This window comes from Vibrio sp. YT-17, assembly GCF_033337375.1.
GTDB lineage: Bacteria > Pseudomonadota > Gammaproteobacteria > Enterobacterales > Vibrionaceae > Vibrio > Vibrio alginolyticus.
This window is the reverse complement of record NZ_JAWOQP010000001.1, coordinates 245,310-258,161: the sequence shown is the minus strand read 5'-3', so window position 1 is coordinate 258,161 and position 12,852 is coordinate 245,310. Positions and strand designations below refer to the sequence as shown.

The 12,852-nt window shown below is 45.9% G+C and carries 11 protein-coding genes and 1 riboswitch; of the genes, 8 read left to right on the top strand and 3 right to left on the bottom strand.

Annotated features, from left to right (window positions below; translation table 11 throughout):
• Positions 1-186 precede the first annotated feature (186 nt).
• Positions 187-387, top strand: a complete 201-nt coding sequence (locus tag R7F67_RS01090; RefSeq protein ID WP_005379612.1) for a DUF1107 domain-containing protein — start codon at positions 187-189, stop codon at positions 385-387.
• A 70-nt stretch (positions 388-457) separates the two neighbouring features.
• Here the strand turns inward: R7F67_RS01090 and msrA are convergent, their stop codons facing one another.
• The gene (gene msrA, locus R7F67_RS01085; protein ID WP_017633451.1) at positions 458-1,096 is read right to left on the bottom strand and encodes a peptide-methionine (S)-S-oxide reductase MsrA; all 639 of its coding nucleotides are present in this window, start codon (positions 1,094-1,096) and stop codon (positions 458-460) included.
• Positions 1,097-1,263: 167 nt separating this feature from the next.
• Here msrA and R7F67_RS01080 point away from each other — a divergent pair, with 167 nt between their 5' ends.
• Genes R7F67_RS01080 through R7F67_RS01065 form a run of 4 tightly spaced genes read left to right on the top strand, consistent with a single transcriptional unit; the run spans position 1,264 to position 7,541 of the window.
• Positions 1,264-2,976 (top strand): autotransporter assembly complex protein TamA, encoded by a 1,713-nt coding sequence (locus R7F67_RS01080; protein ID WP_005383121.1) that lies wholly within the window; start codon positions 1,264-1,266, stop codon positions 2,974-2,976.
• Entirely contained in the window at positions 2,973-6,737 is a 3,765-nt protein-coding gene (locus tag R7F67_RS01075) for a translocation/assembly module TamB domain-containing protein (RefSeq protein WP_213869769.1), read from the top strand. The genes R7F67_RS01080 and R7F67_RS01075 overlap by 4 nt, the downstream gene beginning before the upstream one ends.
• Positions 6,738-6,781: 44 nt before the next feature.
• A complete protein-coding gene (locus R7F67_RS01070) occupies positions 6,782-7,129 on the top strand; it encodes a gamma-glutamylcyclotransferase (RefSeq protein ID WP_033906019.1) in 348 nt (115 codons plus the stop codon).
• A gap of 49 nt (positions 7,130-7,178) precedes the next feature.
• Positions 7,179-7,541, top strand: a complete 363-nt coding sequence (locus R7F67_RS01065; RefSeq protein ID WP_182015963.1) for a DUF2799 domain-containing protein — start codon at positions 7,179-7,181, stop codon at positions 7,539-7,541.
• 73 nt (positions 7,542-7,614) lie between these two features.
• Here R7F67_RS01065 and ppa read toward each other — a convergent pair whose 3' ends face one another.
• Together ppa and fbp are read right to left on the bottom strand one after the other, a co-directional pair.
• Positions 7,615-8,145, bottom strand: a complete 531-nt coding sequence (gene ppa, locus R7F67_RS01060) for an inorganic diphosphatase (protein ID WP_005379635.1) — start codon at positions 8,143-8,145, stop codon at positions 7,615-7,617.
• Between the two features lie 127 nt (positions 8,146-8,272).
• Positions 8,273-9,289 carry a class 1 fructose-bisphosphatase gene (gene fbp, locus R7F67_RS01055; protein ID WP_005383114.1) on the bottom strand — a complete coding sequence of 339 codons (1,017 nt, stop codon included), beginning with the start codon at positions 9,287-9,289 and terminating at the stop codon, positions 8,273-8,275.
• 312 nt (positions 9,290-9,601) lie between these two features.
• Here fbp and mpl point away from each other — a divergent pair, with 312 nt between their 5' ends.
• From mpl to thiB, 3 genes are all read left to right on the top strand, one after another.
• Positions 9,602-10,960, top strand: a complete 1,359-nt coding sequence (mpl, locus tag R7F67_RS01050; protein ID WP_213883842.1) for a UDP-N-acetylmuramate:L-alanyl-gamma-D-glutamyl-meso-diaminopimelate ligase — start codon at positions 9,602-9,604, stop codon at positions 10,958-10,960.
• A gap of 5 nt (positions 10,961-10,965) precedes the next feature.
• Entirely contained in the window at positions 10,966-11,604 is a 639-nt protein-coding gene (locus R7F67_RS01045) for a flavin prenyltransferase UbiX (protein ID WP_025768362.1), read from the top strand.
• A gap of 37 nt (positions 11,605-11,641) precedes the next feature.
• Positions 11,642-11,778: riboswitch (TPP riboswitch) on the top strand.
• 72 nt (positions 11,779-11,850) lie between these two features.
• Positions 11,851-12,843, top strand: coding sequence for a thiamine ABC transporter substrate binding subunit (gene thiB / locus R7F67_RS01040; protein ID WP_025768363.1), 993 nt, complete (start codon positions 11,851-11,853; stop codon positions 12,841-12,843).
• Positions 12,844-12,852 lie beyond the last annotated feature (9 nt).

The window sequence follows — 12,852 nt, the reverse complement described above, 5'->3', positions numbered from 1 at the left end:
CTTCCAGTATATATCCAGATCCTAGAAATTTGTAGGACCGTTGATAACATTTATTTAACGTATGGAGTGGTGTAATCTTGCGTTATATTTAGAATTTGCTAAAATGAGTTCCGTCGCAAATTGCGCATTAAGATTGCAGAGGAAAAATAAGCAATCCGTGTTTTCTCAAAGGAATTGAGGTGAGTTATGCTACGTGAGTTTGCTGTATATCGACCATTACAAGTGGCCCGTTTTGTTAAAACGTTGTTCAAAGGTCAATTTTTTATTGTTGGGGTTGGCTGTTTTCAGTTCGACAATGGCAAAGTGTTACTACCTGACGTCAACGATCATAAAAGGCTCACCATCTTTAAAGAAGTCAACCAAGTGATAGCATCATTATCGGCTTAGTTAGCTTGGTACCCACTTAGATTTAGAAAAGAGCGACCATATCGGTCGCTCTTTTTGTTGCTGGTTAGGTTTATCCTTGGAGGCTTGGTGGGAAGCAAACTCCCGTTCCTCCGATGCCACAGTAACCATCAGGGTTTTTCGCCAAATATTGCTGGTGGTAGGTTTCCGCAAAGTAATACGGACCTGCTGGTTGTATTTCGGTGGTGATGTTCGCGCGCTGCTCTTCTTGCAGTGCTTGCTGATACAAGAGTTTCGATTTCTCTGCGCTCTCGAGTTGCTCCGTCGAATAAGTGTAAATTGCAGAACGATATTGAGTACCTAAGTCGTTACCTTGACGCATTCCCTGAGTTGGGTCGTGTTTTTCCCAAAAAACAGCCAGTAGCTTTTCTAATGAGATGACGCGTTCATCGAAAACGACTCGTACGACTTCTGTATGACCCGTTTTACCCGTACAGACTTCTTCATACGTGGGATTGGGTGTGTAACCCCCAGCGTAACCGACTGAAGTAGATACAACGCCGTCGAGTTGCCAAAATACGCGCTCAGCGCCCCAAAAACAGCCCATTCCGAGCAAGATCTGCTGTTGGTGTGACGTCAGAGGCGCCTTTAGGTTAGATTTATTTACAAAATGATGATCGTCAATCTGCATTGGTTGATCTCTACCTGGCAAGGCATCTTCTATACTGATCAATGTTTGTTTGTTGAGCATGGTATTTGTCCTTCAATACGTGTCTTAAATTTGCGAACTTTTTCATTTCGTCTGTATCTGATGCTGTGATGACATAGACCGCGTTAAACCTATTAATATTACAGACTTAGAATCTAATTGGCGTTATCATTATTTACGTTTACTTAACCTCATTCAGCCATAAAAGCATGATAAAAAAAGCTCTCCCCACCATTGTTGGCCTGTTTGCCTTTTCTCATGGTGCCTATGCCGATGTTTCTTTGACTTTGAAAGGCATTGATGGCGCTTTAGAAGAGAATGTCAGTGCGTATCTATCATCTATTCCAGAGAAGGATTACTCCACTTCTCTGCGTTTTCAAGCGAGATTAGATCAAAGTATCACTGAAGCGCTTAACGCGCTTGGGTATTATCATGCAAAAATTTCATACTCTATTCCTGAAGCGAATGATGAGTTAATTGTGCTCATCAAGCCGGGCTTGCCAGTGAAAGTGAAAGTCATGGATGTGGTCATCACTGGAGAGGCTAAGGACGATGAAGAGTTTGCAAAACTTATTGAGCGCTCTCCGCTAAAAGTTGGTCAAGTTTTGAATCAAGGCCAATACGACAGCCTTAAGTCAGGCATTCGTAACTTGGCGCTTCAGCGTGGTTACTTCAATGGTGAGTTTACGCTAAGTCGATTAGAGGTTATCCCTGATCTGAACGAAGCTAATGTCCGTTTGCACTACAGCAGTGGAATACGTTTCAATTTTGGCGACGTTTCTTTTATTGGCAACCACATCTGGGAAGACCGTGTCGCATCACTACAACCTTTTAAAGAAGGGGACCCATACAACGTTTCGAAGCTGGGCGAGTTTAACCAGAAGCTATCAAATACGGAGTGGTTTTCCTCAGTTTTTGTTGAGCCTGAATTGGATAGGCTTGATGATGGCCGAGACTTGCCAATTAAAGTGTCTTTATCTCCTGCTTCGAAGAATCAGATCGAGACGGGTATTGGTTACTCAACGGATGTTGGCGTTCGAGGAACGTTGAAGTGGAAGAAACCTTGGGTGAGCTCCCGAGGACACAGTTTCAACACTGCTTTATCCCTATCTAAGCCAGAGCAAACCGTGACTGCTTCTTACAAAATTCCTTTAGAAGATGTCGCTAACGATTATTATCAAGTTCAATATGGGCTTAAAAACCTAGACAACCGTGACACGCAGAGTATCGAGTCTAACCTTGCAGTTGAGCGTCATTGGTTAGCAGACGGTGGTTGGCATAATACCGTTTATGTTCGTCATTTGTACGAGAGCTTTACGCAAGGTTTACAAGATGATGAATTCAACTTCGTACTTCCAGGTGCGACATTTTCTCGGACTAGGGTTCGAGGGGGCAATATGCCAATGTGGGGAGACAAGCAAAGCATCACTATTGAGTATGGTGATACCGCTATGCTTTCTGAAACTAGAGTGCTCCGCTTAATTGGCTCGACTTCTTGGATTCGTGGTATTGGAGAGAATCATCGTGGTTTGTTCCGCTTAGAAGGTGGTGCGAATATTACCGATGAACTTGAAAAACTATCACCGTCGCTGCGTTTCTTCGCTGGTGGTGACAATAATATTCGTGGTTACGGCTATGAATCTATTTCACCTGTGGATGAGAGTGGTGCTTTGACGGGTGGTAAATACATTGTTAGCAGTACATTAGAATACCAATATCGTGTTTATGGAAACTGGTGGGCTGCAACGTTTTACGATATTGGTGATGCGTTTAATGAAACACCAGATTGGAAATCAGGTGCTGGTGTTGGTATCCGCTGGGCGTCTCCGGTGGGCCCTGTTAGTTTTGATTTTGCATGGGGGTTGGATGCAAAACCAGAACGAGAGTTTCGTATCCACTTCTCATTGGGGCCTGAGCTATGATCAAAATGATGTTTAAGTGGACCAAATGGCTGTCGCTCAGTTTGATTGGTCTATTGCTGTTGCTCATCATTATTGTCGCGACAGTTTTATTTACCCACCCAGGCCTCAAATTTGCCTTGTGGGGAGCTGAAAAAGCACTACCACAATTGCAGATTGAAAAAGTGCAGGGTTCATTGTTTCCTCGCTTCGAACTGCATAACGTCAGTTTTGTCGATGAGTCTTTGAATATCGATGCCAAAGTCGAGCGTTTAGCTTTGGCAGTGAACTTCCGCTGTTTCTTTGACCCTAAGGTCTGTGTCGATGAGTTAAGACTGCAGGGGCTTGACTTTAAGATGCCAGAACTACCGCCAGCAAGCGAGGAGCAAGAGGAAACACCACCACTGCGTTCTATCAGTACGCCAGTGCCAATTTTTGTTAATAAAGTCCGCTTTAATGACATCAATGTCAATGTGCTGGGCAATCAAATTGATTGGCAAACATTCTCGACCGCTTTGTCGATGCAGGGTGATCGTTTGGTGATCGCACCTACCGCGTTGAAAGACATTAATGTGGCTTTAGCACCAAGTGAGGCTGAACCTGAAGCGGCTGCCGAGGAGCCGAAAGAAACTGACGTTACGCCGCAAGATATTGTGTTACCCGAAGTATGGATTCCACTGACGGTTGAAGCGCGTCGTCTTGATATTCACAATTTCAAACTGGCGGGTGAAACGCCAGTGATCGTCAATCATCTTGGTTTGGTTGCAAGAGCAGGCGGTGAACGTGTTGATGTCAAAACGTTAGAGCTCGACATGCCAGAAGTGGAAGGCAAGTTGAGCACACAAGTGACGCTTTCTTCTGATTACCCTATCAAAGCGCAATTGGACGCGTTAGTGAAGCAAGCGGATGCGAAGGGACAAAAACTGTCGCTTTCGGTCTCGGGTTCGGTTGGTGATTTGTCACTAAATGCTACGCTTTCTGAGCTTGTACAAGCGGAGATCAAAGGTGATATTCAACCGCTTAAAACACAGTTGCCGTTTGATGTCGCGATTAAAAATGTACAGGCGCAATGGCCGCTATTTGGACAAAGCGATTACCAGGTTTCTGTACCAAGCTTGGCGGCAAAAGGCTCACTTGATGGCTACGAAGTCGCATTAGAAACCAAAGCTTCGGGCAAAGATATTCCCGCCGTTGATGTCGCACTAAACGGCAAAGGTACGTTAGAGCAAATTGACCTCGAAAGCCTTGTAGTGAAAACCCTGGGAGGCGAACTCTCTGGGAAAGTCATGGCCAATTGGGCCGCGCCAATCAACTGGCAAGCTGACTTAAACCTGAAAAACATTCAACCAGGTTTACAATGGAAAGAAGCCGAAGGGGATATCAGCGGTAATCTTTCGACTTCGGGGTCGTTAACAGAACAAGGCGGTTGGCAAGTCAGTTTGCCTAAGTTAGACATTGACGGCATTTTGCGAGGTTATCCGCTGAATGTTGAAGGGCAACTTGAAGCGTCTGATAAGAACGGCAAAGGCGAAGACATCCAACTTACCACTCAGGGTTTAGCGCTTTCTCATGGCCCGAACCAACTGAGTGCAAAGGGTAAGATCGATAAGCAAATTCTGATGGATGTTGAGGTTAACTTCCCTGATTTTGCGAAAAGTGTTCCGGACCTTGCAGGTAAGATGCAAGGTAAAGTCGCACTACGTGGTAGCTTGAAAGAACCAGACATCAATCTTGATCTCGCTTTAAATCAGATTAACTGGCAGCAACAGGCGAACGTAGAAACGATCACCTTAAAGGGTGATGTGAAGCCTCTGCCAGCACCAAAAGCGAACATAAGCCTTATTGCGAACAACATTACCTATGACGACATAAAAGTTGATAGTGCTGACCTTGAAGTCTCTGGGGATGAAAAACTGCATCAACTGACGCTCGATGTAGTGTCTGACCTGGTGTCGACCAGTTTAGAAATTGAAGGGACATTCCAGCAGAAACCAGAAATGATTTGGGATGGGGCGCTGCGCCGCTTGACGCTGAGCTCGCAACAAGGCCCGTGGGCGTTGCAAAAATCGACCGCGGTGAAGGTCAATATCGACAAACAGATCGCGAACGTTCAAGCGCATTGTTGGTTGCAAGCGGAGTCGAGCGTATGTCTAACCGAAGACATTAGTGTTGGTAAGAGTGGCCAGGCGAAGCTAGCCATCAATGATTTTGATTTTGACCAAATCAAGCAATTCCTGCCGCCAGAAACCAAGCTGCAAGGCTCGGTTAATGCACAGGTTTTTGCTAAATGGGCACCAGAGAAAAAGCCCGAAGTAACCTTAAGTGTCAATATGCCAAAAGGCCAAGTTGAACAAGCACTTGAGCAGCCAATTAAAGTCGGTTGGGAAAGCTTCAACTTTAAAGCGGCATTAGCGAAAGACAAGCTTGATGCCGAGTGGCTATTTGATGTGAAAGATAACGGTGACTTGTCTGGTAAGGTTTCTTTACTGAATGTCTCGTCTGAAAAGCCCACTATTGATGGTAAGGTTTCACTCTCTACGTTCCACTTGGACTTCTTGGCACCGTTGATTGGTGAGTACAGCTTGTTTAAAGCAAACATGAATACTGACCTAGCGATATCAGGTGACGTTATGCATCCGAAGGTGAACGGTCAGTTCTTGATTGACCAAATGAAGCTACAGGGTGAAGTCACACCGATAGATATAAACTCAGGACAGGTCGTCATCAACTTTAAAGGTCATCAAGCGGACTTGGATGCTGGAATTTTAACCCCGGATGGTGAGTTGAACGTTACCGGTGATGCCGACTGGCAGGACTTACAGAACTGGCGCACTAAAGCGCGTGTATTTGCTAAAGAGCTCAATGTTGATTTGCCCCCAATGGTAAAAATCAAAGTTGAGCCTGACATGACAATAGATGTGACTCCTCAGCTTGCGAAAATTGAGGGTGATATTAATTTGCCATGGGGCAGAATTGTCGTCGAAGAGCTTCCACCAAGTGCGGTAGGCGTATCGAGTGATACCGTTATTCTCGATAAAAACTTGCAGCCAGTGGACGATGTGGCTGCGATGCCGTTTGATGTGGAAACGAACATCAACATTAAAATTGGTGATGACTTCCAACTTGCCGCTTTTGGTTTAAAAGGTGGGTTGAAAGGGAACCTAAACGTGACACAAAAAGACAAAGGTCCTTTCATCGTTGGTGAAGTGAATGTTGTCGACGGTTCTTATCGTTCGTTTGGTCAGGACTTATTGATTAAAGAAGGTAAGATTCTGATGAATGGTCCACCAGATCAACCTTACTTGTCTATCAAAGCGATTCGTAATCCAGACAATACCCAAGATGATGTCATTGCGGGGGTACAAGTGTCAGGCCCAGCATCTGATCCGAGTATAGAAATTTTCTCAGAGCCCGCGATGAACCAAGCCAATGCACTTTCTTATCTACTTCGTGGTCAAGATATTGATGGTGAAGCCGGTGGTAATGCAATGACGACTACCTTAATTGGTTTAAGCTTGGCGAAGAGTGGTCGTGTGGTTGGTGAAATCGGTGAAGCCTTTGGCGTACAGGATTTACAGCTGGACACTGCTGGGTCGGGCGATGATTCGCAAGTGACGGTGAGTGGTTATATTCTGCCAGGTTTGCAGGTGAAATATGGTGTCGGCATCTTTAACTCCCTAGGTGAGTTCACTGTGCGTTACCGATTGATGCAAGACTTGTATTTAGAAGCGGTATCTGGTGTAGATAGCGCCGTTGACCTACTCTATCAGTTTGAGTTCGATTAAAGTGCTTTAACCTAAGCATACACAGTCATGACTAAGGAGTGGTTATGCAGCATTTGATTTTTGTCTACGGCACGTTACGCAAGGGAGAGTACAACCATCAGTATTTGCGCTCGGCGCAGTTTCTTGGTTTACATGAAACGGATGCTCAATTTGCAATGTATGACTTAGGCCCTTATCCAGCGTTGTCTGATGGGCAACGCTCGATTCAAGGTGAAGTGTATCTGATTGATGATGAAACCTTATCCGAGCTAGATAGGTTAGAAGATGTGCCAGTGGAATATCGCCGAGAGAGCATCGTTACGCCGTTTGGCCAAGCTTGGATCTACTTATATCAAGATACTGAGCAATTAACCGAAGAAATCGCTTCCGGAGATTGGTGTCAAAAGGTGTGAGCTATACTGACATTATCAATAGCAACGAGCTAAACACTAAGGAGTCACGATGAAAACATTCGTAATTGGATCAATGGCGTTGCTTCTTGCTGCATGCGCACAAACAACACTACCGACTTCGAATAATGTGACCGATTGGCAAGTGTTTGGTAAGCAGTCAGCTTTAGATGGATTACGGGAGTTATCTGAGGAGCGAATTGCGAAGCTGGATGATGTTAACCATGCGACGGCAGAACTGATAATGGCTTATCAAGCGGGTTACCAGCAAGGCAAGCAAGAGTATTGCGATCAAAGTGCTTATATGCTCGGTGTTATCGGGCGGCCGTATTTTGGCATTTGTGATGATGTTGACCCCTTCTTTCAACATGACTACGACGCTGGACGAATGTCTTCAGCAGGCGCACCTATCTAGTTGACACAGGTAAGATGAAAGCAAAAGAGCTGCCCTAGAGCAGCTCTTTTTAATTTTGTATCAGCAGTGATGCTTATTTTTTCTGAGCTCGCTCGTAAGATTCTAGGATTTCAGCTTTGGCGGCAGCAACATCTGCCCAACCATCCACTTTCACCCATTTGCCTGCTTCAAGCTCTTTGTAACGCTCAAAGAATTGCGTGATCTGCGCTTTCAGTAGTTCTGGGATATCGTCCACATCTTGGATGTGCTCGTACTCTTTCGAGATTTTTGAGTGGGGAACCGCAAACACTTTTGCATCTTCACCCGATTCATCTGTCATCTTCAAAACGCCAACAGGACGGCAGCGAATGACTGAACCTGGCATGAGTGGGTATGGTGTTGGTACCAATACGTCGACTGGGTCGCCATCAAGAGACAGGGTATTGTTCACGTAGCCATAGTTGCATGGGTAGAACATTGGTGCAGACATGAAACGGTCGACAAATACAGCACCAGAGTCTTTATCTACTTCGTACTTGATTGGATCTGCATTTGCAGGAATTTCGATCACGACATAGATATCTTCAGGCAGCGACTTGCCTGCTGGTACATGGTTTAAGCTCATTAGAATATTCCTTTTCATTAACGATGAGTCACACAAAAGCGGCTTCATCTGATGATAAATTCGCGTTTCACTTTAGCGACAAAAACGCGGCAGGTAAACACCTGCCGCGTTGGACAAAGGTCTGAAATTATTCTTCGTCGCGGTGCAGTTCAAGGAACTCTTCAACTTTGCGAACCATGTTCTTCGAACCCACAAAGAAAGGTACACGCTGGTGCAACTCAGTAGGCTTGATGTCCATAATGCGATTCACGCCGTCCGATGCAATGCCGCCAGCTTGCTCAATGAGGAATGCCATAGGGTTACATTCGTAAAGCAGGCGTAGCTTGCCTTGCGGGTGGCTTTGTGTGCTTGGGTAAAGGTAGATACCGCCTTTCAGTAGGTTGCGGTGGAAATCAGCAACCAGCGAGCCAATGTAGCGAGAAGTGTATGGGCGACCGTCTTCTGGCACGTTTTCTTGGCAGTACTTGATGTACTTCTTCACCCCTTGAGGGAAACGAATGTAATTACCTTCGTTGATGGAGTAGATCTTACCATCATCAGGAATCATCATGTTTTCATGAGAAAGACAGAAGCTGCCGATAGATGGGTCGTAAGTAAAGCCGTTTACACCGTTACCAGTTGTGTATACCAACATGGTGGAGGAGCCGTAAATTACGTAGCCCGCAGCCACTTGTTTGTGACCAGGTTGTAGGAAGTCTTCTTCAGTTGGTGGGGTACCGATTGGAGAAACACGACGGTAAATCGAGAAGATAGTACCAACAGAGACGTTCACATCGATGTTAGAAGAGCCATCAAGTGGGTCCATCAGTACTACATATTTGGCGTTTTGGTTGAGTTCTTTATTGAACGCAACTGCTTCGTCTTCTTCTTCACTGGCAACGCCACACACTTGATCACGAGCTTCGAGCGCGGCTTTGAACTTATCGTTCGCGTAAACATCGAGCTTTTGCTGATCTTCACCTTGGACATTTTCCGTACCTACAGCACCAGTGATATCACCGAGACCCGCTGCGTTGATTTCGCGGTTAACGATTTTTGCAGCTAAACGAATGGAGGCTAAAAGGGATGATAGATCACCGCTAGCGTGGGGGAAATCCGCTTGTTTTTCGACAATGAACTCGCCTAGGGTGCGCAGTCCTGACATGGTTAATCCTTACATTTTCATTTCATTGGGGGTAGTGCGCAAGTGAGCATCTCTTTATGGATGTTAAACGATTGCGCTGGATGTAAGTTTAAGTCGCAGATCTTTTTAATGGTAATGAAGTAACTGTTTGAGATCTCAATTTATTTGTAGACTTGTTTGAGGGATTCATCAGTAAGCAAGAGGTTGTACAGTCTGTGTTCAACCTTGTCATATTTGTGAAAGGGACTGCAAGAAGAAGGCTAAAGTCACTCGCTTTTCAGGCGGTAATCGCGATAATGAAAGCATTAAAAAACGCATTACAAGGTTTAGTTTATGCACATTCATATCTTGGGTATCTGTGGCACATTTATGGGCGGCGCAGCGATTCTAGCGCGCCAATTAGGACATAAAGTCACTGGTTCTGATGCCAACGTTTATCCGCCAATGAGCACACTGCTTGAGTCTCAAGGTATTGAAATTATTGAAGGCTTTGACCCGTCTCAACTCGACCCTCAACCAGATCTTGTGGTGATTGGTAATGCGATGAGCCGTGGCAACCCTTGTGTCGAGCATGTGCTCAACACTAACATGCGCTACACCTCTGGTCCGCAGTGGCTCAACGAGTTTTTGCTGCATGATCGGTGGGTATTGGCGGTATCGGGTACACATGGGAAAACGACCACGTCGAGCATGCTTGCCTGGATACTTGAAGATTGTGGTTATCAACCGGGTTTCTTAGTCGGTGGGGTACTCGGTAACTTCGGAGTGTCTGCTCGTTTGGGTGAAAGCATGTTTTTTGTCGTTGAAGCGGACGAATATGACAGTGCTTTTTTCGATAAGCGTTCTAAGTTTGTGCATTACCATCCTCGCACTTTAATCATGAATAACCTTGAGTTCGATCATGCTGATATCTTCGATGATCTAGAGGCGATCAAGCGCCAATTCCATCATTTAGTGCGAACGGTTCCCGGCAATGGCTTAATCTTAGCTCCGAAGCAAGACCAAGCTTTGGCGGATGTATTAGAGCGTGGCTGCTGGACTGAAAAACAGTTCTCTGGTGAGAATGGTGACTGGCAAGCGCACAAATTAGTGCTTGATGGCTCAAAATTTGACGTTGCGTTGCAAGGCGAGAAGGTTGGTACCGTCGAATGGAATTTGGTGGGTGACCACAATGTGGATAATGCGCTGATGGCAATCGCTGCTGCACGACATGTTGGAGTCACTCCGGATCTTGCTTGCCAGGCATTAGGGCGTTTCATCAATACCAAGCGCCGTTTAGAGCTGAAAGGTGAAGAACAAGGTGTGACGGTTTACGATGATTTTGCTCATCACCCAACGGCAATTGAACTTACTGTCGGTGGTTTGCGTAACAAGGTAGGTGAAAAACGCATCCTTGCTGTGTTAGAGCCGCGTTCTGCTACCATGAAGCGTGGCGTACACAAAAACACACTTGCAGAGTCACTACACAGTGCAGATGAAGTCTTCTTGTTCCAGCCAGATAATATCGAGTGGTCTGTGCAAGACATTGCCGACCAATGCACACAGCCAGCGTTTGTCGATGCGGATATAGATAACTTTGTAGCCAAGATCGTCGAACGTGCGCGACCAGGTGACCAAATTCTAGTCATGAGTAACGGTGGCTTTGGTGGTATTCACGGAAAACTTCTTGAGCAGTTAAAACAAAAAGCCTGATTGATATGCAAAACAAAACACAACCCTCTCATAAAAAAGCCATCACGTTGGCATTAACGGGGGCTTCTGGTGCTCCCTATGGCCTTCGTCTTTTAGAATGCTTGGTTGCGGCGGATTATCATGTCTACGTTCTGATTTCTTCGGCGGCTCGTGTTGTGATGGCAACCGAGCATAATCTTAAGTTGCCAAGTGGCCCAGAAGCGGCGCAGCAAGCATTGGTAGAGCACCTGAACTGCAATCCAAATAACATCACCGTTTGCGGTAAAGACGATTGGTTCTCGCCGGTTGCGTCTGGTTCTGCTGCACCTAAGCAAATGGTGGTTTGCCCATGCTCTGCGGGAAGCGTTGCGGCCATAGCACACGGTATGTCGGACAACTTGATCGAACGGGCCGCTGATGTAGTAATGAAAGAGCGCGGGCAGCTGTTGCTCGTGGTTCGCGAAACGCCATTTTCAACGCTACATCTGGAGAACATGCACAAGCTATCGCAAATGGGCGTCACCATCATGCCAGCAGCTCCAGGCTTCTATCATCAGCCAAAGAGTATTGAAGACTTAGTGGATTTTATGGTGGCGAGAATTCTTGACCACTTAGGTATTGAGCAAGGTTTGGTGCCTCGTTGGGGTTATGACCAGCGCTCGTGAGCTGATTGTGTAACCACTCAAATACCTTTACAATCCATCCAACTCATCGGGGAGCAAACCCATTTAGCATTGAGTCAATCAATGCATTGGGGCGCTGAGACCTAAGTGTTTAACTAGGGACCCGTATTACCTGAACCAGATAATGCTGGCGTAGGAATTGAGTCTGGATATTGGAAATCCTTAATAGCCGCCTCAAACCCTGTGCCGCTCAACTTATTTCTCTGAAATACTCATGGAGAGCGAGCAGTGAAAACCACTCTAAATCTGATTGCCTTAGCTGCAATCACCTCTACTTCAGCGTTTGCCGCTGAAAACACATTAACCATCTATACCTACGACTCTTTTGCCGCAGATTGGGGGCCGGGTCCTAAAATCGAGCAAGCTTTTGAAGCAAAATGTGGCTGTGACGTTAACTTCGTGGCATTAGACGATGGTGTGTCGATCCTGAATCGTCTTCGTCTTGAAGGCGGTAATAGCAAAGCCGACATCGTGTTAGGTTTGGATAACAATCTGATGGCAGAAGCGAAGAAAACCGGTCTGCTTGCCGAGCACAATGTGGATACGGCTAACACAGTGTTACCAAACGGTTGGAGTGACACGACGTTTGTACCGTACGATTACGGCTACTTCGCGTTTGTGTACAACAAAGAGAAACTGGCTAATCCGCCGAAAAGCATGAAAGAGCTGGTGGAAACGCGCGACGATCTGAAAGTGATTTACCAAGATCCGCGGACTTCAACGCCGGGCCAAGGCTTAATGCTATGGATGAAATCTATTTATGGCGACGATGTGACGCAAGCGTGGCAGAAGCTAGCGAGCAAAACCGTAACGGTCACGAAAGGTTGGTCTGAGGCGTATTCTATGTTCCTCAATGGTGAGTCCGATTTAGTGCTTTCTTACACCACTTCACCTGCGTACCACTTAATTGCGGAAAACGATTCGAAGTTTGCTACGGCGAGTTTTGCTGAAGGCCACTACATGCAAGTTGAAGTCGCCGCCAAAGTGAAAGGGGCAAAAAATTCAGAACTTGCTGATCAATTTATGAGTTTCATTTTAAGTGATGAGTTCCAATCGGCGATGCCAACGGGTAACTGGATGTACCCAGTCACTGACGTTGAGTTACCTAAAGGTTTTGAAACTTTGAGTGTTCCAAGCAAGTCGTTGAGCTTTAGTGCTGATGAAGTGGCAAAAATGCGTAAGTCTTGGATTCGCGAATGGCAAAGCGCATTGACGTTTTAGCTGACGTTT

Excerpts from the sequence above, each read along its gene's own strand:
- R7F67_RS01065 (WP_182015963.1), top strand. The coding sequence starts at position 7,179 with ATGAAAACATTCGTAATTGGATCAATGGCGTTGCTTCTTGCTGCATGC.
- msrA (WP_017633451.1), bottom strand. The coding sequence starts at position 1,096 with ATGCTCAACAAACAAACATTGATCAGTATAGAAGATGCCTTGCCAGGT.
- mpl (WP_213883842.1), top strand. The coding sequence starts at position 9,602 with ATGCACATTCATATCTTGGGTATCTGTGGCACATTTATGGGCGGCGCA.
- fbp (WP_005383114.1), bottom strand. The coding sequence starts at position 9,289 with ATGTCAGGACTGCGCACCCTAGGCGAGTTCATTGTCGAAAAACAAGCG.
- R7F67_RS01075 (WP_213869769.1), top strand. The coding sequence starts at position 2,973 with ATGATCAAAATGATGTTTAAGTGGACCAAATGGCTGTCGCTCAGTTTG.
- ppa (WP_005379635.1), bottom strand. The coding sequence starts at position 8,145 with ATGAGCTTAAACCATGTACCAGCAGGCAAGTCGCTGCCTGAAGATATC.
- R7F67_RS01090 (WP_005379612.1), top strand. The coding sequence starts at position 187 with ATGCTACGTGAGTTTGCTGTATATCGACCATTACAAGTGGCCCGTTTT.
- R7F67_RS01045 (WP_025768362.1), top strand. The coding sequence starts at position 10,966 with ATGCAAAACAAAACACAACCCTCTCATAAAAAAGCCATCACGTTGGCA.
- R7F67_RS01080 (WP_005383121.1), top strand. The coding sequence starts at position 1,264 with ATGATAAAAAAAGCTCTCCCCACCATTGTTGGCCTGTTTGCCTTTTCT.
- R7F67_RS01070 (WP_033906019.1), top strand. The coding sequence starts at position 6,782 with ATGCAGCATTTGATTTTTGTCTACGGCACGTTACGCAAGGGAGAGTAC.